This is a genomic window from Psychrobacter aquimaris (genome assembly GCF_016107525.1).
Taxonomy (GTDB): domain Bacteria; phylum Pseudomonadota; class Gammaproteobacteria; order Pseudomonadales; family Moraxellaceae; genus Psychrobacter; species Psychrobacter aquimaris.
The window spans coordinates 325,524-348,936 of record NZ_JABASR010000001.1 but is presented as its reverse complement, the minus strand read 5'-3'; the positions used below and the strand labels follow the sequence as shown (position 1 = coordinate 348,936).

Sequence of the window (23,413 nt, the reverse complement as noted above, 5' to 3'; positions counted from 1 at the left end):
AGACAGTGAGAATAATATGAAGCCCATTTATACCGCGATATGTCAGCATGCCCGCCAAACTCCCAAGCAGGTAGCGATACAAACGATAGATAACCATAACACGATCAGTCTGACTTATGGCCAGCTTCAACGCACGTTGTCAGCGCTTCATCAAACATTAGAGACATGGCAAGGCAAGCGTATCGCCTTATATGCACATAATGATATAGATTGGGTCATACTCGACTTAGTATTAAGCACCGTCGGCGCGGTCGTTGTGCCAATACCCTTATTTTTTAGTGCATCACAAATTGCTCACTTACTACAAGATGCGCAGATAGAGACGGTATATGTTGGGTCGGGTTTGACACTACCGGTCGTAGATAATATGGATAACTGGGTGATTGCTGATACACCAGAGACAAAAGCCATCAAGTCTGAGCAGGCGACTCATATCACAGGCAGTTTTTATCAACTTGCTGACACTATCATTGACCCTAGCCTTACCTCTCAAAATTCCTCTACTGCCAGCGATTTTTGCAAAGTAACTTATACCTCGGGCAGTACTGGTATGCCAAAAGGCGTGTGTTTGGGGCAAGATACATTGATGCGTATTGTCGAGTCTTTATCAGAGGCACTCGCTGACACCTTAAAAAATAAAGATGCTAACACTTTAGAAGTTACCGATATCACAAGCAATTTTAGTCATTTGAGCGTTTTGCCTTTTGCCACTTTATTAGAAAACGTGGCAGGCGTCTACGTGAGCCTATACATGGGCCGTACTTTGGTGACAGGGCAAATTGATCAATTTGGTTTGTTATCCAATCAAGCATTTGATGCCAAACGCCTGATAACAACGGTGCAAACATACCATATCGCTAGTGTTATTTTATTACCGCAAATGCTAAAAGCCATTTGTGAGTATATGGCAGCCAATGAAACAACCAAATCTAGCGCAAATGCTGCTTTGCCATCATTAAAGTTTATGGCAGTCGGTGGCGGCAAAGTCTCCCCTCAATTACTACAAGACGCCAATGCCCTAAGCTTGCCTGTCTATGAAGGCTATGGCCTGTCTGAATGCGGCTCGGTGGTCAGTCTCAATACGCCAAAAGCAAAGCGCGAAGGCAGTGTGGGCAAACCGATGCCTCACGCCTCAGTCAGTATCGCAGATAGTGGTGAGGTGATGGTTAAAGGTAATGCGATGCAAGGCTACTTAAACCATGACGATAGTAACGATGATGATGGCATCATTGCCACAGGGGATATTGGTCATTTAGATGATGACGGCTATTTACACATCACGGGTCGACGCAAAAACGTGCTCATCAGTAGTTTTGGCCGTAATATCTCGCCTGAATGGGTAGAAGCGCAGCTCTCAACGCAGCCTATTATTTATCAGGTAGCGGTACTCGGAGATGGTGAGCCTCATTTATCTGCGGTGATAGTCGCCAATCCTAACATGATCGCAACGAGCATTGACCCACAATCTGCGATTGAGCAGGCGATATATGTCGTCAACCAAACCTTGCCTGACTATGCTCGTATCAAACAGTGGCATCTCGCCGAGCAACCTTTTAGCACTGACAATGAATTATTAACCGATAACGGTAAGCTGCGACGAGCGCACATTTTTACGGCTTATCAATCGGCACTCGGCTTATAACGGATACTTTCACCAGTACCACAACGGACTCTATTATTAAGTTTTTAATAAAACGTAGTAAGAAAGATGCCGTTGATTGCTTAGATAATACATAAATAGATCAAAGCTAAATATACCAAAGCTAGCCGTTAGCTCGCATGAATTTTTACCACTTATCGTTATAGGACAGTATTATGCAAACCACTCTGATGCCAAATGATTTGACAGAAAGCGACTTGATGCAAAGTGACTTGATAAAAAGTGACGTTATCGAACTTGACACTCCTGAGATACTACCCGCTCAAGCGTCTACTAACGTATCCCTGCCTAGAACCGCTGATATTTTAACGGACTTAAAAAACCATGGTTGGACGTTACTTAGGGGTTATCAATACAATGTGGAAACGTTTAGCCAGTTGATGAGTCAACTATGCCAAACGCTAACCTACGACCCTGCTCGTCAAAACATCACTTCTGAAGCGCAAAAAGTGGATGCAGGTACGCATGCTATTGGCCTACATATCGAAAATGGCAATACGCCGATGCCGCCTGACGTCATTGCTTTTTTTAGTGAATTGAGCGCCAAAAAAGGCTCACAGACAACGATATGTGATGGACATGCTGTGTATCAAGCGCTATCACCTGAGCTAAAGGCTACCTTTAGTCAGCCGATGCGGATCAGTCGCTATTTGCCTCAGGCAATATGGAAAAATTACGTGGCGACTGCGATAGGTAGAGCAGACGCCGATCAAATAAGCTTGAATGATTTAGATACATTTATCACTGCGACGACAAACAAGACATTAACGCATCATGTAGAGCCTCAGGCAGATGGGGGCGTTCGGTACGTATTACAGATACCTGCTATCCGAGAGGACAACTTAAGCGGGCAACTGGCTTTTGCAAATACCTTACTTGGGCCATCATTTAACTATGAAAAACCTGAGTTCACCCTAGCAAATGGTCAAAGTGTTGATGATGCGCTCATAGATGAGCTGACACAGGTTTGTGAAGCGCATACTCAAGACATTGCTTGGCAAAATGGCGATGTGGTTATACTAGATAACAAACGCATCATGCATGGTCGTCGACAAATTGACGTACCTTTAACAGAGCGTAAGCTATATATTGCGATGGGACTTGGAATTAGGCATGGCATTAATCACTCAGACGATTAGCAACAGCGCATATCACTACAATCCGTGCTTTAATAATCCATACTTTAATAATAAATCTTCAACAAGGATGCCATATCATGACACCACCTAACGGCCGATCAGACCTAACACAGGCTGCCCTGAAATACACCATGCTAATTGGTGCCACGGGTGGTATCGGACAAGAGATCGCACGGCAATTATGTGCCAATAATCGACCCGTAATCTTGGTCGGGCGTAACAACCAGACCTTGACGCATTTGGTGGATGAGTTAACCAAAGACTATCCTGATGTCCCGCTTCTGTCTCATACGTGTGACTTAAGCTCGCAGGCGTCGCAAACGCTGCTGGTAGAGGGACTGGGTGATATGACACAAGGCCATGAAAACGTCATTGATACGGTCATACTCAACGCAGGTATCAATGACTTTGCATTACTCACGGATCAAAGTGATGGTACGATCGAACAGATGATGTTGGTCAATGTGGCTTATCCACTTCAGTTGATAAAAAGACTGCTACCTATCTTGATAGCGCAGCATAGCCCGAGCCAAATAATCAGTGTTGGCTCAACCTTTGGCAGCATTGGCTACCCAGGTTTTAGTGCTTATAGCGCTAGCAAGTTCGCCTTACGTGGCGCAAGTGAAGCGTTAGGTCGCGAGTATGCCGACACCTCAGTGAAGTTTCGCTATTTTGCGCCCAGAGCCACCAAAACAACCATGAATAAAGACGCAGTCGTCGCTATGAATGAGGCATTGAAAGTAAAAATGGACTCACCTGAGACCGTCGCAAAAGCATTAATTAACTTTATATCAACCAATCAAGCGCACCAGCATTTGGGGTTTCCCGAGCGTTTTTTTGCATGGCTCAATCGATTGTTTCCCAACATCGTTGGCAACGCCATTGTCAAAGACCTACCCACCATCAAACAATATGCTAAAAAATCATGATAATCAGTAATCCCACTATCGTCAAAGATTAAGCATAACAGCAACAACGATACGCCCAAGCGTGCTGATAAAGTCCTTGCCACGATACTGGTAAAATCAACAACGCCCCTGCCAAGACAGCGTTGCTACTGCCCAAGCAACGACCCCTAATAATAGCGCCTTGTACAAGCCAATTTAGCCGATTCTAAAAAACACCACAAAAGTATAAATCAGATGCGGTATGACCCCGAGTATCTAAATATCAATGTGAATTTTAGATGAGCGGGACTACGCTCAGTACAACAATGAAATGACTGATCAAAGTAAAAGTGAGAAAAAGTGGCGCAAGCGCAGCTAAATAGAAAAACTCGTTTGCGCAACCAGTTGAATCATAAAAACAGTCAAAAAAAACCCATTTAGTCACGAAACTAAATGGGTTTTTGCTTTTATAATCAAAACTTAACAAATACTATGAATCGGCTTTCGGCTTAAGGGCGGCGCTGATATCGGCTAGTAATGGCGGAATATCATGCTTGTCTGCAATTACTTCAATCATCACAAGCTTATCGGTAGTAGCGGCTGCTTTGTCGAGAGCAGATTTTAGCTCGCCTGCTGTCTCTGCTTTGAGTAATAAGCTATTCGCTTCTGTCGCGCCAAATGCTTGCGGCATGATCTGCCAGTCACATTTAGGAATATCGTTGTAGTATTGGTTTTCACCATGAATCGCACGCTCTACCGTATAACCGTCGTTATTGATTAGCACAATCACAGGATTGATACGTTCTTTGATAATTACTGCTAGCTCTTGGATAGTCAACAATGCTGAGCCATCACCAATTAGTAAGACACTACGCTTATTCGGTGACGCAATGGCAGCGCCTAAACTGGCTGGCAACGTGTAGCCAATGGAGCCCCACATCGGCTGCCCATATGACGTTACCCCTTCTGGTAGACGCACATCACTGATACCAAAGTACGCAGTCCCTTGTTCAGAAAACACCAAGTTATTATGATCTAAGCGATCAGCGATAATGTGCCAAAGATCATCTTGGCGGATAGCTTCATCGTCTTTGCCATTCTGCTTATGCGGTTTAACCGGCTCACAGAAGGGTTTTGGCACAATATTGATGCCAGAGGTCATCACTTCATGCACAGCCTGTAACGCATCCTTTAAAGCAATCGGTGCAAAATTCTTACCACTGATAGAGGCGCGCTCATAATGCAAATCAACCACGACATTTTCATCGATATCTTGGCTAAATCCTGCGGTGGTGGTATCGGTATATTGCACCCCTATTTTGATTAGACATTCGCACTTTTCTACTGCATCTTTGACGACTGGACGCGAGGCAACACCTGCATAAGTGCCTGCCCAGCGATCGCTGTTTTCATCAAGCAGCGTTTTGCCCCAAGATAGCGTAGTATAAGGCACATCGGTATCAGCGATCAAAGCTTTGAGCTGTGGCTGTAGTCCCAAACGATGCACCATCAAATCTGCCATTAGTGTCGTGGTCTTATTTGGCAAAAACTCTGTTAACGCTTGCTTAAAGTCTGTTAGGGCAGCTTGGCTAGTAATATCTTCTTGGCTGTCATCGAGCTTAGTCGTCGGTGGATAAATAGGCAGACGCGCAACATCAGGTGATAGCAGTAGATAACCTGGACGATGCTTTTTGAGAATCAAGCGAATCACTCTATCGATTTCTGATGCGGCATTTTCAGGCGTAATATGTGCGCGGGCTACCGTAACAGGCTCTACCATCTTGATAAAATGGTTAAATATGCCATCACCCAGCGTATGGTGAATGCGGCGCTTTGAGTCTTGTAATGCGGTACTTGGTGCACCCACGATGTGCAGCACTGGCGCGTACTCGGCAAAAGAGCCTGCGGTCGCATTAATCGCTGATAGTTCGCCTACACCAAAAGTCGTCACCATAGCCGCAAACCCGCGTTCGCGTGCGTAGCCGTCCGCAGCGTAACCCGCATTTAGCTCATTGGTGTTACCCACCCAGCGCAGCTTATCAGAGGCGAGGACATTGTCTAGAAAAGTTAAGTTAAAATCACCAGGTACGCCAAATATCTCAGATGCACCCGCTTCTGCGACACGATCAAACAAATAATCGGCGATGGTATATTGCTGACTCATTTTTTATCCTTATGACTTATCTTTGTAAGTATTGATAATGGTAAATGTAATTGAAGTTCAATTATAAAGTGCATCCCTGCCTATTTATGTAATACAAATCTTTTGGAATACATATCATAATAAACCGTTATAACATACATCCATGGCTAGAGAACATGCCTATTTTATTAACTTTACTTTTTTTCGTCATAAGTGTTGACAGACAAAAAAAACTGCGTATAATACGCCTTCATCAACTGACGATAGTTAATTGATAATTAGCGGGAATAGCTCAGTGGTAGAGCATAACCTTGCCAAGGTTGGGGTCGAGAGTTCGAATCTCTTTTCCCGCTCCAAATACTTAAAAAGCCTCACTTAACAGTGAGGCTTTTTTTTGTCCAATTTTTAGGGGCTACAGCGTTTTTATATACTATTAATCCATCAAACTATTAAGTTAATCTAACGAGATAAAAGTCTCAAAATCAGCACCGTGACCAAAACGTGACCATTTCGTGCCCACGCTATAAACACTGATTTTGTAATTGAGCCCAACTTACTATTCCTACCTTTATAAGAAGCGATGCTAAGAAATATTTTCTTAGCATCGCTTTTCCTTTTCCATTGCTTTTTTACAATTAGCTCATGGCGTGACCAAAACGTGACCAAATCATGAAAAAATAAATATTAAAAATAACCCCAACCTTAATTTTATACTCTGAAGCGCCTTGCATATAAGGCTATACCGCTTTTTCTCTATGCATATATGTCCCGTTTTATAGGTCTTCAGGACTGGTCACCCACATCTTTATTTGGCTTATAGATAAACAAGTCACCCACCTGCACGTCTAAAAACTCACATAGCTGATCAATAGTATTGAAATCAATTCTTGATGACTCTTCATTATATAGTTTATGAAGGGTTGATTTACTCATGCCTGTTGCTCTTACAACATCTGCTACACGCAATTTTTTCTCTGCCAAAATCACAGGAAGTTTAGACACAATCATAATTAATACCTCTTTTCGGGTAAAAATGCTTTACATTGAGGTAAAAAGATAATATAGTACACAAATCGGTTACTAATTACCTTTAAGCGGGTAAATTATAGCTGATACTTCAAAGGTGCATTTTTACAGGCTGATGAAATAATTTTTATTCTATCACTTAATGCAATGACTTAATAACTGAAAAGAGGTAAATACCATGAGCAATACTTATTTAACAACTGATGAGTTAGCCGAACGTATCAAGTACGACCCACGTACTATCCGCAATCAAATGAAAGACACTGTTTTGATTGAAAACATCCATTACATTCGTCCTTTCGGCGGTCGCAAGATTTTGTACGTATGGGAGCGTATCGAAGAAGATATGTGTAAGCCGGTTATGAGCGCTATCAACGGTATGGCACTTCAATAATAGAAGGAGATTTATCATGGCTACTATGAGAGGACGGTTTGGCAAGCTGGTCGTTGACTTCCGCTACTTAGGTAAGCGCTGTCGAGAAAAGACGAGTTTAGAAGACAATCCAGCTAATCGTAAAAAATTAGTGCAAGTAATGAAGAAAATGGAAGCAGAAATCACCCTAGGTATCTTTGACTATGCTGCTTACTTTCCAAAAAGTGAACGGGCACAGGAGATGATGGCACTGGCTGATAGAGCGGAGGCTTGTATCAGTCGCAATCCGACCTTTAGGCAGTTTTCAGAGATATTTTATGAGGAGAGGAAAATTGAATGGCGGCCGAGTTACCGACAAAAAACTCAGATCATTCTATATAAGTATTTATTACCTGAGTTTGGTGGTAAAGCAGTACATGCGATAAAAAAACCAGACTTGCTGACCTTCCGTAGCTCCCTCGCCAAAGTTCGTTACGGTAAAGATGGTCAGTCAAGTCTGTCAGTAGCACGGATCAACCAGATCATGATACTTCTTCGTATGATACTAGAAGAAGCATCTGATCGCCATGAGTTTGAGATGCCTTATAAAAATATTAAGAATCTTAAGCAAGCTCGTCCTGATGTGAATCCTTTTACACTTTCTGAGGTATGGCTGATTTTAAAGAATGTCCGTACTGATTATAGGCCCTATTACACCATTCGCTTCTTTACAGGAATGCGTACCAGTGAGATTGATGGGCTGAAATGGGACTGCATTAATTTTGATCGCCGTGAGATCAGTATCAGAGGCGCATTAGTAAACGGTGAGATGGGTCCAACGAAGACCTTAGGCTCGCAACGTGACATTGCAATGTCACAGTTAGTGTATGACGCCTTGCTAGAGCAGAAGACGCGCACCTTTGGTAAGTCAGAGTTTGTGTTTTGCAATTCACAAGGCAATCCGATGGAGTATCGCAATGTAAATCGGCGGGTATGGAAACCCACACTTGCCCTACTCGGTTTGAAACATAGGCGGGCTTATCAAACTCGGCACACGGCAGCGACGCTTTGGCTCGCTGCTGGTGAGAACCCTGAGTGGATAGCTCGGCAGATGGGCCATAGTAGTACGGAGATGCTGTTTCGAGTGTATAGCCGCTATGTGCCTGATATCACCCGTCAAGATGGTTCAGCAATGGATAACTTGCTACTGGCGAGCAAAGAGAAGTTAACTAGCGCATCAAATAGCTTTGAGGCTAAAGAAGTCGTTACAAGTGCACAAACTGACAAGGAGACGTCACAATGAAAATCATTAATTATGAAGAGCTGTTTGCTGAATTTAAGCCTGATGGTGCGATCAGTGATGATGCGAATGAGATTGCTAATGCATTAATGCGTGAGTTGTATATTTCATCGGGTCATAACCTCGCACGCTTCTTAGGAGTAAAGCACTGCTTTAATAATGATATGGCAATGCGTATATGGGTGCAGAAACGCTTAGATGCTCAGGATGGGTACTTTATAGAAGATATGAGTAGTAAGCTTCAAAGCGAGCTTTATGAGCTATTACCGCAGCCTGGCTATGTCGGCTACTAAGGAGAATGTGATGACTGTAAAACTTCAGCCAAATATAACGCAGAACGCACGAGATCTAAAAATCTGTGAGGATTACTGGTCATATGATAATAAAAGCGGCTTTATCAAACATGTGAAGACACTTTGTGATAAGTATGAGGTAAATCCTCAAGTATTCTTTGAGACAGTCGCTCAGTGTTATGCCTACTTGGACGATGTTGTGTGTGAGTACTGCGGTTATGCTGGTCCAATTGAAGTACCTGCTGATATCCCTTATATGCGAGCAAAAGACAGTTGGTTATGCGCAATATGTGAGCATGCTTTATGGCGGACAGATAAAGAAAACAAATGAGCATTAATCGTCAAAAAAGCCAGACAGCTCAAGCTGTCTGGCTTTTTTGACGATTAATGCCTCTTAAACACTGTCCAAATTTAGTGTGTCACTACACTTTGCTTCTTAAGTGATTATGTATCAACGATGCCCACAATTTCATTCAATCTATATTTATATTTATATTTATACTTAATATAACTACCCAACCATATATATCATACCCATCCAGCAGTGCTCAGGCTCATCGACAACTTCTGTACTATAGAAAATATGTTCATCTTCTATATCCATTTTATCAATAGTATCTGATACAATTTTAAACTCATCAAGCGTAAATTCACGGCTACTTCTAGCGTGAAATATTATAGCTTTTATAGTAATATCCTCAGGAATTTGATCAATCACCTGATTAAATACCTGGCCTGATTTGGACATTTCTAATGCGCTAGCTTGTATAAACTTAGCAGGTCTTGCAAAACTTAGCGCCTCTTCAATATCTGCATGGTCTATAGACACATAACCTTCATAAAATGTAGGTTTAAACATTTCCATTACTTGTTGTACTTCATCAAGCTGGCAAATAATAATGCCATCTATCACATCAAAATTATCAATAGTTTGTTCAGTGGTTTGCAAACCGAGTAAGAAATCTGGTGCTGTTTCGAACTTCAGGTCAATGAGTGCTTTTTCGTCCCAATCATCACTAATAAGAAAAAATTCGTAACGAGATAAGCCATAATTATTTTCCAAGGGTGTATTTAATGCAGTAAAAGCTATACGCTCTATACATAACCTTTCATTTTCATTACGATATTTATTCATAAGAGTCGTGGGTAACTGATTGCTTAAGTGAGTAGGAATGTTTAGTGAATCTAAACTAATTAGTCTAGCAAAGCTCTCAGGAAGTTGCTTAACCTTATCACTAGTAATCGTCAGTCTCTCTAACTGGCTTAACTGCCCTATAGACTCTGGCAAACGCTCAAGCGCTTTGCAGTTTAGCGCTAAATGGGTTAGGTTGTGTAAGTAACCAATACTTTCAGGCAGCTCAGTAATCTGGTCAGAGCAGATATCCAATTCTGTTATCGCTAATAAACTCACTTCGTTCCGTGGTAAATCATTTTCAGAAATCCCATACTCATCGGCCCATGTCCAAAGATCTGCGAGATTTTTTTCGGTTATACTATTTAACTCTGACATATGATCGGACTCCTTAATTATCCAAAATAATCATTTATTTAATAAATCATTATTTTTTAGAGTTTGATAGTAAGCATCCAGCTCCTTAATAATTTTATGTGCCATCTCACCGTTATGAATTTGTTCCCACGGTACAGTTTTAGACCACCAATCGTGTGGTTCAAAATTGTACCAAGCACACCAACAGCCTCCTTTTAATTTATCCTCTTCTCCTTTTAAATTTTCACCAACAATAATGTTACTGGCCTTGCACTCAGTCAGAATTTTTTCATAATATTCATGATTTAGTTCTACATCTTCATTAGCTATAAAGATACCCAAGTAGGGATTAGTAAAAACTGTACCCCCAAACCCTAGACAAAAATCTAGAGCGCTTTCTTTAATCTTAAAAGTGATTTGCTCTTCTTTATTGATACCTTTCAGATCGGTTTTAATCATTGAATAAGGTTTGTTTTCTTTTGCAATAATAGTCATAAGATCGCGTTGTAACTTCTCAATAAGTTGCTTTTTCATGTCATGAGTACTCAAAGCTATTTTTAATGCGCTAGCTATATTTTCTTGGCTAGATAACATCGTATTTAATACAGACTTTGCTTCATTCATATCTTCTATCCCCATAAACGATTTTTGAATAAACTTAATGAGTTGTGCAATAAACTCGCTGACACTAGAGTTTTGGCATTCTACCTGACACGCTTTGAGCCAACCAATCAAATCGCTAAATCTAAGATGACTATATTGATTGCTTGTTATCCAACTGTCTAAAGTTTTAGTATCGACACTATGTCCACTGGGTGTGTCGTTATGCTCGTTTAGGTAAATAATATGTCGATTGATATGTCCTCTTCCCTCAAGTTCTTTATAATAGTCAATTAATTGATTATATTGGTCTGCTGCATAAGGTTTATTCTCGATACAAATACCGTAGCTTTCTCCACCTACCTGACATTTTAAGTAAATATCCATACGGCGCTGAGTACCACTTGCTAAGGCCTGCTCTTCAAGCTTAACTTTAGTTTCATCTAAATGTTCAATAAATGGTTGCCAATTCGGTTTCGAATAGATAGTAGGTAAGCAATGCTCGATAAATAGCTTTAAGAAAATCTCTTGCTGAGCATGACTTCCTTTAGGATCCAGCAGAGCCGCTAGAATACGACTAAGTCCTAATTCATCAGTATTAATATAATCAAAAGTACTGAAGTCTGGAGACAATTGACGGCTATAGAGTGCTTGCGCAGCCTCTAAAGCGTTAATCTTTTGGCTCACATCATTTATCAAATTTTGCACGGTACTCATACATCCTTTTTAAAATATCATGCGGTTATTTTTAGCCTTGTTATTGATCACTCAATTGCTTTAATATTTTTATAGTGTTTATATCGTAACTGCCATCGAAGAACTGGTATAAAAGCTGCTCAAACACACACTTGTTACCAGCTGCAAAGGCAAATAACGTTAGCGAAGATTGCAGTTTCAGATTGTCCGATGAACCAAAGATATCTACAGCGCTTTTATCAGCATGCAACAATAGTAATTCAGCGCACTCTATTAACCGTGCTCCAAGCATCTCATGCTGCAAATACGCTTTTGCTTGCTCCAGACTGTCTATTGCAAAGCGTCGAGACATTGTACTGTGTCCTAATCCTTTAACCTGTGGAAAGATAAACCACATCCAATGCGTACGCTTATGTCCTTCTGTTAACTCTTTAATAACCGATGGATAAACAGCATTTTGAGCTTGGATAAAATCGTTGAACAAAGAATCATTCATAGTGCTACTCCTATGTATTCTCTCGGAAGTTTAAACTTCTAGATTACTTTGAATCTATGAATAACTAAGCCTGATTTTTATAAAGCTCTAACGCACTCTTTAAACGTTCAAGAATTACCTCATGAAGCTCACTTGGCTCAATGACTACTGCTAGCTGTGACATACTTACCAGCCAATCTTGCAGACGAAGCGTATTAGCAACCGTAGCCCTGACTTGATTCCAATTGTCATCAATCTTAGTAATCTTCTGATCTATCGATAATGGACGCTCGAACAAGTGCTGACAGGCATACTTTTGTACTTTTAAAACCAGTTTAATCTGGCTATCAATAGTTGGCTCTAGCTTCCCCAGTTGATGCAAATGCTCTAATGAAAAAGCATCACGCCCTACCCAGTCAGGTATTGGCTTATCTATGATTACGGCCTCGGTAATACGATTGACCGCAAAGTTGCGATGTGCTTTTAATAACACATCATCATTGATATGATCATCAGTAACATTAAAGCCTGTGAGATAGACCATATTTTCAATAAAGATCAGTCCTTTGGGATACACCACTCTTACAGCTTGCTGTCCTTCCCATTTATTTTGATAGACTATTCGTAATTGATGATTTTGTAGCAAAGCCTGATGAATACCGCCAAGTACATCACTATCCAGTTGTGGTGCTTGCACGACACTAGGCAAAGTAATGAGATGATCTTGCCATTGTCCTAACGGACTTTGATGGAAACTCTCCTTATCCTGCCGTCGTAGTTGTGTGAGCTTATCTGTGATCCCTTGTTTAAAAGATACTGGTAAATAGTGTGCGGTATATTTATCTAGCATTTCCCAAAAGAATACGGTTTGCTCGTTAAGGGTATCGATACTAAAACTCGGTTCAATATAAAATCGTGCTGTTTGTCCGCTGATTTTTTCTCCCCATCTCGGTACTCGAACCAGAGCATCACTATAAAAAATATCGTTAAATATTTGATTTAGGCCAATCAAATCGTTCTCTAAATTTTTGCGCTCATTTGTATATTTATCAGGATCATTACCATAGTTTTGCATAAGCTCAGTAAGTGAGATAGCCTTATTTTCGTCACGCGGCAAACGTTGATAGAGAATAAATAAACGTTCTGATTTGTTATAACTGGCTATAGAATGGGGGATCATAGTTATTACTTATTCTGATATCGATGGGCGATAATCTAACTCTAACTCGTTTAAACATCTCATTAGTTCAATAACATTTTTAGAAACCTCTTCTATATTGAAATTGTTAAACTCCCATGAAACGCCCCAAAAGGTGTTATTTGTTTCAAACCAGGTTTTTGAATAGTTTGTTGGAAAGTAATTACTCAGTAAACTCTTAAACTTTGCCACCAGTTCTTCTGACTGATTGCCAATATGTAAGTTAATATGATGTGATACAGTTTCATCGTAGGCTCTTATACACAAAAGAATGTCAGATTGTGTTGTCCAATTCACATTAGAAAATCTTCTTATCGGTTCGTAGTAATTCCATTTGCCGGATTTTTGCTTGCAAATAAAATCGACCAGTCCACTTCCATTTAAATCTGTTTCTATTTTTGCCCCTATTTTTGGCATCAAATCTTCATAGATATATGCGCTTAGCTTTGTAAACTCTTTGAAATTTTCATTTAAAAAATTTACTTCGTTTTCATTAATATCACCCACGTTATCCAACTCCTTTAAATGTAATAAAAACTCTCTAGCGAACAGACCCCATTTGTTATAAGGATTATCTAGTAAAACTTCTGCTAAATGCGGCTCGATACTTTGTGTCAGTTCAAAATAAGAAATACCATACCAACCACTAGCTTTTAGATCGTTACTAATACTTCCATCTAAGCAAAGCACTAATTTAATCAATCGTTTTTCTGAATTGAACTTTCTTCTACGTTGATCACCATATTGGCTATAATCTTCAAAAGGATTGTTTTGATCATGATAAATCTTGCACTCGACTATGATAATCTCAGTATCAGTCTCTAGTAGTAAGTCAATGCGCTGACCTATCATAGTTGAGACCTCAGTCTCTACACTCTCCAAGCTGCCAAGGGTAGTCATTTTGTTTTTGCCTTCTAATAGAGATTTTAGTCCCTTAAAAAAGCACTCACCTAAATTATGAGCTTTAGCGGTATCTAAAAAGAAACTAAGCAGTTCCGTCGTTGGGTTTTCAAAATGTCCACGCACACCAACATCGAATAGAGTTACCTCTTTCGTCGTTATATCTAATTTTTTGAATTTATTGATAAGATTTTTATAGCTCTCTAAATTATGATTACTTTTTGAATCCATCAGTCATAGTCCTTAGTTATAATTGGTCTTATTTTTTATAAGATACGATTTGTCTAATTAAGCAGTTATTAAATAAATAGTCCATTCAATCAAAACGAACCAAAATTGCTGTGCCAGTAGCATAAGCATTTCCCCCTGAGTCATAGACTTTGTTTTTAAGAGCAATTAGCCAATCTTGTAAATCAGTTTCATCATTGACAGACTGCCAATGATAACTCGGTACTAAGTCATGGATACCACCCGTACAAACCAAGATACAGTCGCCGTTATTAATCTCAGTCTTGCAAGAGTTGCCTTTTGGCGTTTCGCTGCTTAGATAACTGTCATCAGCCGTCAATGCAAAGCATTCAGTGATGCTGTATAAGCTGCCTGCCATTCCTTCTCGGTTATAGTCAGCGAACTCTGCTTAGCGGCCTTGCTCTTGTGCTTGCTGATCAATAAGTTCATTTAGCAAGTTATGATCTCGCGTTAGGCACTGCCATTGTGACGCACCTTTAGATAACTGGTAAACACGACTGTCACCCACATGCGTTATCGTCGCCTTTATTGTTCCATTACTATTTGACTCACAGGAAACCATTGCGAGGGTTGCCGCTGCACCATGACGCTTAGAGGAATGCTTGGTTTGATTAATCAGCTGATGAATACTATCTAAGCATATACTCTTCTGTTCATCCCATAGCCTTCTAATTGCTTTTACCACTGCCTTTGAGCAGTGCTGCGATTGATTAGGGCTTGCAACACCATCAGACACTGCCAAGCAAAATAGTGCGGTAACTGGCGTCACGGCCATCATACCTAAATCTTCTTGATACCAATTGTCTAAAAAGAAAAAAGCATCTTGTTGTAGATTATTACTGGCATTACCTTGGAAGATAATTGCACAGGCTTGTGCGATAGATAGAGTTTCTTTGACAGGAAAATTATTAAGAGAAGAAGTCATGATGGCAAACCTATATGTTTATCATAGAGGCTAGTATAGCGAACAACCTATAACTTTATTTTCTAGGTTGACATATAAAATCATTTAAATATCATATGAGTGATACAGAGCTGCTTCCTATAAATAAAAAAGCACCACTGTTTTCGTAACAGGATCCATCACAACCAAGCGATAAGGTTTTTTGTTGACATAGCCTGTGGCATTGGCCTCAAAGATATAGATAATCTGATTACCACTGAAGTACGTTAGGTTTACGCTCTTTGATAACGGTTGTACATCTCTTTAAACGACTGTCTGTACAAAAATTTTCGTCCTCAAAATCAAACTCAACAGGCACAAAAAAGGACACAACGATGACGCTGTGTCCTTTTTTATATTTTATGAATTTTACTATGATTTGATGTAGAGAAATTTTGGAATCATCTGTTCAGACTGAAATGATAATGTAAATCCGCAATCCTATCGAGTCTTAATCCCTTAAAAATCAGGGAGTGTTTCAGACTTTTACTACCACAGCTTTTATATTAGCTAGCAGTCCCATATCACTTTATCTGCAGCATCTTTTAGCAGCTGCCCTAGTGAGCTGACCCTCATACACCAATCTATGGTTTTGAGGACCGCTGAGAACCTCGACCTTTTGAAGGACGCTTGCCATTTGTAGCAGGCTTACCATTGCTCCCAGACTTCTTGCCACGACCGGTAGGACGCCCATCTTTACCTTTAGAACCCGCTGGTTTTCTGGCATCATCCTTGGAGTATTTGTTACGCCCCTTTGCTGCACCTGCTGATTTTGACGACGTTTTTGCTTTTGAAGAGGCATCAGTACGAGGTTTTTTTCGTGGTGCATTACGAGGTTTCTTGCCCGAATTACTGTCTTGCGAAGAAGAGTCTTCTATAGATTTCAGTAAAACAGACAACTCTTTTTGAGTCAAATCGCGCCAATCTCCAACGGGAATACCTTTAAGACTCACATTCATAATCCGCGTACGCTCAAGCTTTACGACTTCGTAGCCAAAGTGCTCACACATACGACGAATCTGTCGGTTTAACCCTTGCACGAGCGTGATGTTAAACACATTGGGCGCTACCTTAGTCACAGGGCATTTTTTCGTCATTTTCCCCAACATAGGCACGCCACCAGCCAAACCCTCAATAAAACTATCCGTTATCGGCTTATTCACCGTCACCAAATACTCTTTCTCGTGATTATTGCCAGCACGTAATACCTTATTAACCAGATCGCCATTGTTGGTCAAAAAGATTAAACCTTGGGAATCTTTATCCAAACGGCCAATCGGGAAAATACGTAAACTATGTCTCACAAAATCGACAATGTTATTTTTCTCGGAGCTTTCCGTGGTACTCACAATGCCCACTGGCTTATTCAAGACAATAAAAACAAAATCATCTGCTTCTCGTGGCTCAATAAGCTGCCCGTTGACTTTTACCGTATCTCCAGCGACCACTTGATCACCCACCGAAGCACGCTTGCCATTGATGTACACATTACCTTGTTCAATAAAGCGGTCAGCGTCTCTTCGAGAGCAAATACCACTTTCGCTGATGTATTTATTTAAACGAGTCGAGGAAGCGTTAAACATAAAGCACCGTTTTACCTGATAAGAAGCCTTTTTTGCTAAAAAAAAAGCCTAAATTGAATGGATCATCAACAACGAAATAGCTCACATTATATAGGAAATACAATGAGCCTTTGAGGAGAGATGGGCAAAAACCTAGAAATATATCCAGAATCGTATAAATTGAGATGGCGTCGAAAGAGCTTCTTCATGATACCAAAGGTTCAAAAAACTTATACAAACTGAAAAGCGTAGGACGGATGAACGAAAAAAACTACGATACAAAAGCTTTTGTATCGTAGTTTTAGGATAGTGAGTTACCTTCTTATTCCAAATTCAGCGCCGCTATAGCGATCAGATCCAACCCTCTTCCAAAAGCTGTTCAGTATTACTTATTTTGAATTCATGATATAGATTAAAAAATACCGCAGGGTCTTCAATATTATCAAGCAACTCGCGTTTATTAAGCGCCACAAACATCGCCAGCGCATAAGCCGCACAATGGATCGTTTTTTTAGGATTAAACTCAAGATCCGTAAAGGCTTGATATTGCATAACTTCTTCATGCAGGTGCGGGTTTTGCTTTAGAGCGTTGACATAGAGCCAGTCATAAAATGTCGTCAATGGCTCTACGCTCCACTCCATGCCAAAATAATTATAGCCAATCAGTTCCCCCGAGGTCATTAATCGCTCGTCTTTTCTGGCTTGTCTTGGCGGCGCACTTAGCAAGTCAGTATAGGGACCACCATCCTCAAAAACCATACTGCTTTGAAAGGCATTTTCGACACTATACTGCTGCCCATCTTGTTCATTCGTTAGCTTTAAGCTCAATGGACTCAGCGGAAAACTCAATTTGTTGCCAGATTTACTCGATAACTCTAAGACGTGATTAAACCCATATTTTTTGCGAATGACTTGATGCATATCATTGATGGATTTTTTCTTCTGGCGACTAGCAAACCCCACATGCCGCTCAAACCTAACCATGTCTGTTTTTACCAGATTGTCACTGTTGGTTCTCGGCATGAATACGGGTCTGTGTTCTACAGCATCTTGTCTTTGATCCACAGATTTCTGTGTTTGTTGCATAGCAATGTGCCTTATATCAATAGTCTTTTATAACTGCTCTCATAAAAACTGACATTAAAACGTATTGTCCTGACATCAATTTTACTGATAGCTACCTACTCAGCAGCATCTAATAACTTGTTAAGCGCCTCTACCATGGCATCATCTATGATACTGTCTTCCACATAGCTTATTATCTCGTCTATCGTGGTCAAATCCATTTCCCGAATACCTAAACTGGCTAGCTGCTCATTGATAGAGTCTAAACTGTCATTATCTTCAGTGTCGTCTAATAGATTTTCTTCAAATCTTCCTCTAACGAACCAGTACATTTTTTCTAGCACGGTTTCTTTTTTGGTTAAAGTAGAATAGCCATCACCATAAATAAACAAGTTGAAATGATAAGGTATTTCTACCTCATTAATGAAAAAAGTACGCTTACATTCTAGTGTATAGGCTTGAATGTCTTTGTCTTCAGCAGCTTCGTCATCTTTATTGCCTTCATCATATTCGATCGCTTCCTTGACCAACCCACCTAGTATTTGATAGTCACCTACTTTGATCTTGTGATTGTAAATGATGGAGGAATCTGCGATTGCATCGAAAATAATGGCGCTAACATCCAAGGTGTGATTATCAATATCATAAAATGCTTTTAGCGCGGGTAAAAACTCAGTCAGCTTTTCTTCAGGTACTTGAATGAGAAATTGCTGCTCATATATTTTAACCATGTCTTCAGGTGCATAGGTGTTGGCAGTATTGGCCTCGTTTCTACCAGTCGGCTGCAAAGGTACAAAATTATACGGGTTAGTATCGGTCATTTGGGACGGCCTTTTTATTTGGGTGTGCTTTGTTAAATTTTTAATTCTACCAATTGATGAGTGGTATATCACATCTTACTCACACTGCGGTAGATCATACTCGATTGTATCAACCATCTCATTACGCTGTTTAATGATAAGTTGATAACCATTAATCACGCCATTATACGGCAAGTGACCGTTATATTCTGCATAATGCGTAGCCAGACATTGTTGAATCACCGACTCACACTTTGCCTCATTCATTTTGGCAATATTTTGCCAAAGGATGGCGCGGTGTATAGTGATGACTATAGTTGGATTACTCAGCATAGTGGTTTTATATCGTGCTGGAAGTTGCAATGTTTGCTAAGTGACGATTCAACCACTTGGCAAACCCTTAAACTCACAATAATTTTATAGTAATTGATAAAGCCTTACTCTAAGGCTGACTGTATTTGCTCTTCCCCAACTTAGTCTTCCCCATGATACGTCGCGTCATCCATCCAAATAATGGGGTCTTCGCACAGATGAACCAAGTGATACCAAATATCTTCGCTACGAGCGATACGGTGATGACCACGCTCAAAATATTCTACTTCCCAGCTCTCAGGCAAATTGACCAGCGTGCGTCTGGCGACTTCCACATCTAAAAATTCGTCTTCGACTTCAATCATGACTATTACCATCTCAGTATTCGAGGTAGGAAATGACAATTTCATATCAGCCACTTTTGGTATGCGATCAGCTAAAACCTCACTGGGATAAATGCAAGGCGCAATCAGTAGCGCACGCAAATTATATTTGTGCGCGAAATGATTGGCAAACCATGCGCCAAGTGAGTGTCCTACTAAGACGACTCGCGGATGCTGCTGCATTTTTTCTTGGATTAATGTGTCATAAATATCGAAAATCTCGTTGAAATTCTCTCGATAATTGACAGTTTGGCAAGTTTTAGGTTCACGGCTAATACAGGTATATTTGCTGGTCTCATTGCTCGAATCCAAACCATGAAAAAACAGTAAAAAGGTATTGTTATTTTCAATAGGAAACATCATAGCGCTCTCCTTTATTTCATTAATTATTTTATTTATTCACCGTATTTTTATGCTTCAACCATAGACCATAAATGTGCTCGGCGACATCCATAGGAACCCTCGTATATCCAGCACCAAATGACACGTCGTAGACCTCAGTGATCATTGCGAGAACCTCATCTGCGCTATCAGCCTCCTCTTTTATCAGCATGTTGGCTATTTGCTCTGCCTCACTGCTGTACTCATCCCAATTATCATTGTAATAACATCCCACAATACCAAAGTCATAACGATAGATCAGATCTGTGATAGACCTCATCAAGCTCGCACTCACATGGTCATAATGTTCCGCCCATTGCTGGTATAACTGCTGACGTATGGGCAATACGCAAGGTAAAATAGGAAGATCTTGGGGTTCACTGAACTTATCGGCACTCACCACGTGTGGAGGCTTTATACCTTCCTCCCAGAGCAATGGAGAGGACGACGAAAACAAGCCTTTTTCGCACACGTTCAAACGCCATACTCCCCACATCTCCTTGCTGGCACGACTCATGGTATACACAATGATTTGATTAATATAATCACTATCATAGATGATATGTTGGCAATCAATTCTCACGCCTTGCTTTGGCAAGACATCGGTATAAGTGAGGGATTTATCACGTTCATTTGGTTCGGCAGCAACCACCACCTCAGGGCAGTCTACATCTCTCTTCATCAGCTCATAGGGAGCAACAAAGCTTAATGTCTCATCGCTGTTGTTCACAAAGTAAATATCATCTTCATAGTTATCGATAGACTCGTTATGCAGATAAAACAGCGGCGTCTTTTGCTTGGTTTGTAAATCATTTTGAATTAATTCAGGAAGTTCTGAGATACCTGACCAATTTAAATTATCGATACGTTTTGGTTCAAAAGCGAAATTTGTATTTGTCATAGTATTTTCCTTATTTTTTAATTTTTTATTTGATTCTCAGAGCAAATTTAAGTCAGCCGAGCGTGTCTGCCGCTTTTAGAGCAACGTTAAAAAGTAAAATGAGTGAATGATAATTTTTTAGTGACTAACTAGGGCATGTTCTCATTTTAAAAATAATGATAAAAATGAGATAAATGGCAGCCAAATAAGGAAAATAGCGAAGATAATATCGAGATATTAACCAGATACTTTACGCAGTTTGCAAACTTTAGCCATTTTTAGCCTAGTTAGGCGCTTTCGTTCAGATTGAGGACATGCCCTAGACTTATTTTGACAGTAAGAAGTCTGTTAACGTCGTCTTCATCATGACTACGATTTATTGTTAGTTTGAGTTTAGTTGCTTATGAGAATAATAAGTGATACCAGTCAGAGTTTTTGATATTTAACAGCAATAGCGGAGTTATAAGGTGAAGCGTTGCGCCTCGAGGGTTAACTCTACATTGCTTTGTTTTATGACTGAATAACTTCCTCACTCAATAACTATAATATAAAAATTGAAGAAAATGAAGCGCCTAATTAAAGCGTACGACAACTGCTGTCGCCCAGCCGTATCGTGTATTTAAGTTAGCAATATACGTTGGATTGAACCATAGGATGGCTTAATAATTAAAGCGTTTATATTAAAAACCGTTCAAATTTATAACCTACTCAAGTCTATAGCTTAATATCACTTATTTAGCGCAATCGCTGCCGATTTCAACCAAGCAGCAGCTTTACCTAATGGGCGCTGCTTGTGCCAAATAAGCTCCAAGGCTACTGGCCAATCATGATCGTCAAAATCCAATATTGGTGCGACCAAATAACCATTATCCAAGGCACTGGCGACTACACGCTCAGGCACAAACGCCCAGCCTAGATTGCGCTGTACCAGTTCAACGATAACCCACTGGCTCTCAACCCACCAAACATCCGCAGCTATTCGCAACCGCGCTTTTTCTTCGCTATGATTGCGAGTGGCGACCATCAATTGCCGATAGGACTGGATAGCGTCCACTGCGGACAAATAAGCTATTGTCTAAATCAATTTCTAAATTTGATACCGCCGTGCTAATGGCTGATTGCGCTTTGCCAAGGTGACGAGCGGCGGCTGAAAAAGAGCCTGTCTCTACCGTGGTGACAAAGGCTTGCAGTTGCTCTAATGAAAGGCTCATCTATCTAAAAATCCTATGGGTTCTAACTTGGTTATAAGAGTTTAACAGATACAATAGCTGGATTAATAACTGATTCAAATTAGGAAGCTTGATGCGTACCGTTAAAGATCGTATTCGCCATACTTTAGGTTTTGAGATAATAGGCTTAATCATATTTGTACCGTTGGCAAGCTGGTTATTTGGCTTTGATATTCATTCGATAGGTCTCATTGCTGTGGTAGGCTCCATTATCGCGACGCTATGGAACTACTTTTATAACTTATTATTCGACCATTCCCTGCTAAAGCTGCGCGGCGATGTACATAAGACCGTTCCGATTCGGGTCTTACATGCCTTTTTATTCGAAGGGGGTCTATTGTTATTGTTCTTGCCAATGATTGCATGGTACTTAGGTATCAGCCTCTGGCAAGCCTTTATGATGGATATTACGATGGCTACCTTTTATCTGATGTATGCTTTCGTCTATAACTGGCTCTATGACAAGGTGTTCCCTATTTCGGCAAACCCTCTGTTATCCCAACGTAAGGATGTGGTCGCCTAATAGCACTTACCTTTTATAAAACGTTTTGCGTTAAACACGCCATATCTGATTTAACCAGTCATATGAATAATATTATTTATTGAGAGCAGCACATGCTGAATACTCAGCCTTTTAAAGACTTATCGATATAAAAACAACTTGGTATTTGAATGGTTACTGGTGCTTGTATCGCTATCATTGCTTTGTAATAATGCCTGCATCTGATAGTGTTTCATGTCAGTAATTGGGACAGCAAGCACGATAATGTTGAGATAAATACCTCTACATAATAATTGCAGCAATAAACAATAAAGGACTTTATATGAAAAATATAACCAAGGTAATGATGGTAGGCGTTTTAGCAGTGGGTACATTGGCAGCAGGTTGTCAAACCACATCTACTCCAAGTGCACCAGTTACCCAGCCTATTACCTCTGATGCCTTGCAAGCCTATAATTGGCAACTCGTTGATGCCAAAAGCACCAATGGTGAGACCATCACCCCATTATTCTTTGATCCAACCAAACCATTAACCCTCAATTTTATGACGGCTAATGGAAGCAACATCGTTACCTTTATGAATACTTGCAATAATATGGCTGCTCAATACAGCGTGGTAAATGGTGAGGTAAAAATAGGCCCAGTCAGAAGCACGAGAATGGCCTGCCCTGCACCACAAGCCAACTTTGATACCGCCACACTAGCAACAGTAAACGGTAAATATAGCATGAGCAAAAATGCCAATAATATGCCTGTATTGACCATTACCAATGCGAACCAAGTGGCGAATTTTAAAGCAGTCGCTAAATAATCATTGCCGAATAGATGGCTAAATAAGCCACTCAATAAAAAAACGCCTCACTATTGATAAGTGAGGTATTTTTTTGTCTATATTTATCTTCTGTATGTTGACTTTATATTTAATATAGAAGCAATGGAGTCAGCAAGT

Annotated in this window: 25 protein-coding genes, 1 tRNA gene and 1 pseudogene; 10 read left to right on the top strand and 17 right to left on the bottom strand. The window is 40.3% G+C overall.

The features are described from left to right. Nucleotides 1-16: 16 nt before the first annotated feature. The 3 genes from JFC10_RS01535 to JFC10_RS01525 all read left to right on the top strand — a co-directional run bounded on the left by JFC10_RS01535 (nucleotide 17) and on the right by JFC10_RS01525 (nucleotide 3,728). Entirely contained in the window at nucleotides 17-1,642 is a 1,626-nt protein-coding gene (locus JFC10_RS01535) for an AMP-binding protein (RefSeq protein WP_198331341.1), read from the top strand. A gap of 173 nt (nucleotides 1,643-1,815) precedes the next feature. Continuing rightward, nucleotides 1,816-2,799 carry a TauD/TfdA family dioxygenase gene (locus JFC10_RS01530; protein WP_227685867.1) on the top strand — a complete coding sequence of 328 codons (984 nt, stop codon included), beginning with the start codon at nucleotides 1,816-1,818 and terminating at the stop codon, nucleotides 2,797-2,799. Between the two features lie 77 nt (nucleotides 2,800-2,876). Next, nucleotides 2,877-3,728: an SDR family oxidoreductase gene (locus JFC10_RS01525; RefSeq protein WP_227685868.1), complete on the top strand. Its 852-nt coding sequence runs from the start codon at nucleotides 2,877-2,879 to the stop codon at nucleotides 3,726-3,728. Between the two features lie 448 nt (nucleotides 3,729-4,176). Here JFC10_RS01525 and JFC10_RS01520 read toward each other — a convergent pair whose 3' ends face one another. Beyond that, a complete protein-coding gene (locus tag JFC10_RS01520; protein WP_198331340.1) occupies nucleotides 4,177-5,850 on the bottom strand; it encodes an alpha-keto acid decarboxylase family protein in 1,674 nt (557 codons plus the stop codon). A gap of 260 nt (nucleotides 5,851-6,110) precedes the next feature. Here JFC10_RS01520 and JFC10_RS01515 point away from each other — a divergent pair. Continuing rightward, nucleotides 6,111-6,185 (top strand) — tRNA-Gly (locus JFC10_RS01515). A gap of 427 nt (nucleotides 6,186-6,612) precedes the next feature. Here the strand turns inward: JFC10_RS01515 and JFC10_RS01510 are convergent. Then, a complete protein-coding gene (locus tag JFC10_RS01510; RefSeq protein ID WP_193008784.1) occupies nucleotides 6,613-6,837 on the bottom strand; it encodes a helix-turn-helix domain-containing protein in 225 nt (74 codons plus the stop codon). 196 nt (nucleotides 6,838-7,033) lie between these two features. Between JFC10_RS01510 and JFC10_RS01505 the strand changes: the two genes are divergently transcribed. From JFC10_RS01505 to JFC10_RS01490, 4 genes are read left to right on the top strand one after another with little or no spacing between them, the layout of a single operon-like run. Beyond that, the gene (locus tag JFC10_RS01505; protein ID WP_045454368.1) at nucleotides 7,034-7,249 is read left to right on the top strand and encodes a hypothetical protein; all 216 of its coding nucleotides are present in this window, start codon (nucleotides 7,034-7,036) and stop codon (nucleotides 7,247-7,249) included. A 16-nt stretch (nucleotides 7,250-7,265) separates the two neighbouring features. Beyond that, a complete protein-coding gene (locus JFC10_RS01500) occupies nucleotides 7,266-8,510 on the top strand; it encodes a tyrosine-type recombinase/integrase (protein WP_198331339.1) in 1,245 nt (414 codons plus the stop codon). Next, complete coding sequence (locus tag JFC10_RS01495) at nucleotides 8,507-8,800, top strand: hypothetical protein (RefSeq protein ID WP_198331338.1); 294 nt, start codon at nucleotides 8,507-8,509, stop codon at nucleotides 8,798-8,800. The genes JFC10_RS01500 and JFC10_RS01495 overlap by 4 nt, the downstream gene beginning before the upstream one ends. 10 nt (nucleotides 8,801-8,810) lie before the next feature. Further along, entirely contained in the window at nucleotides 8,811-9,131 is a 321-nt protein-coding gene (locus tag JFC10_RS01490; protein ID WP_227685869.1) for a hypothetical protein, read from the top strand. Between the two features lie 180 nt (nucleotides 9,132-9,311). Here the strand turns inward: JFC10_RS01490 and JFC10_RS01485 are convergent, their stop codons facing one another. The 15 genes and pseudogenes from JFC10_RS01485 to JFC10_RS14975 all read right to left on the bottom strand — a co-directional run. Then, a complete protein-coding gene (locus tag JFC10_RS01485; RefSeq protein ID WP_198331336.1) occupies nucleotides 9,312-10,310 on the bottom strand; it encodes a leucine-rich repeat domain-containing protein in 999 nt (332 codons plus the stop codon). Between the two features lie 30 nt (nucleotides 10,311-10,340). Further along, nucleotides 10,341-11,606, bottom strand: coding sequence for a PDDEXK-like family protein (locus tag JFC10_RS01480; RefSeq protein ID WP_198331335.1), 1,266 nt, complete (start codon nucleotides 11,604-11,606; stop codon nucleotides 10,341-10,343). 40 nt (nucleotides 11,607-11,646) lie between these two features. Next, nucleotides 11,647-12,081, bottom strand: a complete 435-nt coding sequence (locus JFC10_RS01475; protein ID WP_198331334.1) for a DUF1810 domain-containing protein — start codon at nucleotides 12,079-12,081, stop codon at nucleotides 11,647-11,649. A 64-nt stretch (nucleotides 12,082-12,145) separates the two neighbouring features. Next, a complete protein-coding gene (locus JFC10_RS01470; RefSeq protein ID WP_198331333.1) occupies nucleotides 12,146-13,240 on the bottom strand; it encodes a helix-turn-helix transcriptional regulator in 1,095 nt (364 codons plus the stop codon). A 9-nt stretch (nucleotides 13,241-13,249) separates the two neighbouring features. Then, complete coding sequence (locus JFC10_RS01465; RefSeq protein WP_198331332.1) at nucleotides 13,250-14,389, bottom strand: PD-(D/E)XK nuclease family protein; 1,140 nt, start codon at nucleotides 14,387-14,389, stop codon at nucleotides 13,250-13,252. A gap of 85 nt (nucleotides 14,390-14,474) precedes the next feature. Next, nucleotides 14,475-14,765: a hypothetical protein gene (locus JFC10_RS14850; RefSeq protein WP_227685871.1), complete on the bottom strand. Its 291-nt coding sequence runs from the start codon at nucleotides 14,763-14,765 to the stop codon at nucleotides 14,475-14,477. 30 nt (nucleotides 14,766-14,795) lie between these two features. Continuing rightward, nucleotides 14,796-15,332, bottom strand: a complete 537-nt coding sequence (locus tag JFC10_RS14845) for a PP2C family protein-serine/threonine phosphatase (protein WP_227685873.1) — start codon at nucleotides 15,330-15,332, stop codon at nucleotides 14,796-14,798. A gap of 602 nt (nucleotides 15,333-15,934) precedes the next feature. After that, nucleotides 15,935-16,933, bottom strand: a complete 999-nt coding sequence (gene rluF / locus JFC10_RS01455; protein WP_198331331.1) for a 23S rRNA pseudouridine(2604) synthase RluF — start codon at nucleotides 16,931-16,933, stop codon at nucleotides 15,935-15,937. Between the two features lie 330 nt (nucleotides 16,934-17,263). After that, nucleotides 17,264-17,977: a DarT1-associated NADAR antitoxin family protein gene (locus tag JFC10_RS01450; RefSeq protein ID WP_198331453.1), complete on the bottom strand. Its 714-nt coding sequence runs from the start codon at nucleotides 17,975-17,977 to the stop codon at nucleotides 17,264-17,266. A 116-nt stretch (nucleotides 17,978-18,093) separates the two neighbouring features. After that, complete coding sequence (locus tag JFC10_RS01445) at nucleotides 18,094-18,798, bottom strand: hypothetical protein (RefSeq protein WP_198331330.1); 705 nt, start codon at nucleotides 18,796-18,798, stop codon at nucleotides 18,094-18,096. Nucleotides 18,799-18,873: 75 nt separating this feature from the next. Next, nucleotides 18,874-19,110 carry a hypothetical protein gene (locus JFC10_RS01440; protein WP_198331329.1) on the bottom strand — a complete coding sequence of 79 codons (237 nt, stop codon included), beginning with the start codon at nucleotides 19,108-19,110 and terminating at the stop codon, nucleotides 18,874-18,876. A gap of 140 nt (nucleotides 19,111-19,250) precedes the next feature. Next, the gene (locus tag JFC10_RS01435) at nucleotides 19,251-19,835 is read right to left on the bottom strand and encodes a YqiA/YcfP family alpha/beta fold hydrolase (protein ID WP_198331328.1); all 585 of its coding nucleotides are present in this window, start codon (nucleotides 19,833-19,835) and stop codon (nucleotides 19,251-19,253) included. 28 nt (nucleotides 19,836-19,863) lie between these two features. Beyond that, nucleotides 19,864-20,754, bottom strand: a complete 891-nt coding sequence (locus JFC10_RS01430) for a hypothetical protein (RefSeq protein WP_198331327.1) — start codon at nucleotides 20,752-20,754, stop codon at nucleotides 19,864-19,866. Between the two features lie 706 nt (nucleotides 20,755-21,460). Beyond that, complete coding sequence (locus JFC10_RS14980; protein ID WP_198331326.1) at nucleotides 21,461-21,757, bottom strand: LysR substrate-binding domain-containing protein; 297 nt, start codon at nucleotides 21,755-21,757, stop codon at nucleotides 21,461-21,463. 13 nt (nucleotides 21,758-21,770) lie between these two features. Further along, nucleotides 21,771-21,944: pseudogene (locus JFC10_RS14975) on the bottom strand (helix-turn-helix domain-containing protein); the annotation flags it as partial. A gap of 91 nt (nucleotides 21,945-22,035) precedes the next feature. Between JFC10_RS14975 and JFC10_RS01415 the strand changes: the two are divergent. Together JFC10_RS01415 and JFC10_RS01410 are read left to right on the top strand one after the other, a co-directional pair. Then, on the top strand, nucleotides 22,036-22,485 hold the full coding sequence (locus tag JFC10_RS01415; protein ID WP_198331324.1) for a PACE efflux transporter: 450 nt from the start codon (nucleotides 22,036-22,038) through the stop codon (nucleotides 22,483-22,485). A 301-nt stretch (nucleotides 22,486-22,786) separates the two neighbouring features. Further along, on the top strand, nucleotides 22,787-23,275 hold the full coding sequence (locus JFC10_RS01410; protein ID WP_198331323.1) for an META domain-containing protein: 489 nt from the start codon (nucleotides 22,787-22,789) through the stop codon (nucleotides 23,273-23,275). Nucleotides 23,276-23,413: the final 138 nt, after the last annotated feature.

Coding starts and splice junctions, on each gene's coding strand:
- JFC10_RS01435 (WP_198331328.1), bottom strand. CDS start 19,835: ATGATGTTTCCTATTGAAAATAACAATACCTTTTTACTGTTTTTTCAT.
- rluF (WP_198331331.1), bottom strand. CDS start 16,933: ATGTTTAACGCTTCCTCGACTCGTTTAAATAAATACATCAGCGAAAGT.
- JFC10_RS01480 (WP_198331335.1), bottom strand. CDS start 11,606: ATGAGTACCGTGCAAAATTTGATAAATGATGTGAGCCAAAAGATTAAC.
- JFC10_RS01410 (WP_198331323.1), top strand. CDS start 22,787: ATGAAAAATATAACCAAGGTAATGATGGTAGGCGTTTTAGCAGTGGGT.
- JFC10_RS01505 (WP_045454368.1), top strand. CDS start 7,034: ATGAGCAATACTTATTTAACAACTGATGAGTTAGCCGAACGTATCAAG.
- JFC10_RS01430 (WP_198331327.1), bottom strand. CDS start 20,754: ATGACAAATACAAATTTCGCTTTTGAACCAAAACGTATCGATAATTTA.
- JFC10_RS01465 (WP_198331332.1), bottom strand. CDS start 14,389: ATGGATTCAAAAAGTAATCATAATTTAGAGAGCTATAAAAATCTTATC.
- JFC10_RS01520 (WP_198331340.1), bottom strand. CDS start 5,850: ATGAGTCAGCAATATACCATCGCCGATTATTTGTTTGATCGTGTCGCA.
- JFC10_RS01475 (WP_198331334.1), bottom strand. CDS start 12,081: ATGAATGATTCTTTGTTCAACGATTTTATCCAAGCTCAAAATGCTGTT.
- JFC10_RS01470 (WP_198331333.1), bottom strand. CDS start 13,240: ATGATCCCCCATTCTATAGCCAGTTATAACAAATCAGAACGTTTATTT.
- JFC10_RS01525 (WP_227685868.1), top strand. CDS start 2,877: ATGACACCACCTAACGGCCGATCAGACCTAACACAGGCTGCCCTGAAA.
- JFC10_RS01500 (WP_198331339.1), top strand. CDS start 7,266: ATGGCTACTATGAGAGGACGGTTTGGCAAGCTGGTCGTTGACTTCCGC.
- JFC10_RS01445 (WP_198331330.1), bottom strand. CDS start 18,798: ATGACCGATACTAACCCGTATAATTTTGTACCTTTGCAGCCGACTGGT.
- JFC10_RS01495 (WP_198331338.1), top strand. CDS start 8,507: ATGAAAATCATTAATTATGAAGAGCTGTTTGCTGAATTTAAGCCTGAT.
- JFC10_RS01490 (WP_227685869.1), top strand. CDS start 8,811: ATGACTGTAAAACTTCAGCCAAATATAACGCAGAACGCACGAGATCTA.
- JFC10_RS14845 (WP_227685873.1), bottom strand. CDS start 15,332: ATGACTTCTTCTCTTAATAATTTTCCTGTCAAAGAAACTCTATCTATC.
- JFC10_RS01510 (WP_193008784.1), bottom strand. CDS start 6,837: ATGATTGTGTCTAAACTTCCTGTGATTTTGGCAGAGAAAAAATTGCGT.
- JFC10_RS14850 (WP_227685871.1), bottom strand. CDS start 14,765: ATGGCAGGCAGCTTATACAGCATCACTGAATGCTTTGCATTGACGGCT.
- JFC10_RS01485 (WP_198331336.1), bottom strand. CDS start 10,310: ATGTCAGAGTTAAATAGTATAACCGAAAAAAATCTCGCAGATCTTTGG.
- JFC10_RS01415 (WP_198331324.1), top strand. CDS start 22,036: ATGCGTACCGTTAAAGATCGTATTCGCCATACTTTAGGTTTTGAGATA.
- JFC10_RS01535 (WP_198331341.1), top strand. CDS start 17: ATGAAGCCCATTTATACCGCGATATGTCAGCATGCCCGCCAAACTCCC.
- JFC10_RS14980 (WP_198331326.1), bottom strand. CDS start 21,757: ATGGTCGCCACTCGCAATCATAGCGAAGAAAAAGCGCGGTTGCGAATA.
- JFC10_RS01440 (WP_198331329.1), bottom strand. CDS start 19,110: ATGCTGAGTAATCCAACTATAGTCATCACTATACACCGCGCCATCCTT.
- JFC10_RS01530 (WP_227685867.1), top strand. CDS start 1,816: ATGCAAACCACTCTGATGCCAAATGATTTGACAGAAAGCGACTTGATG.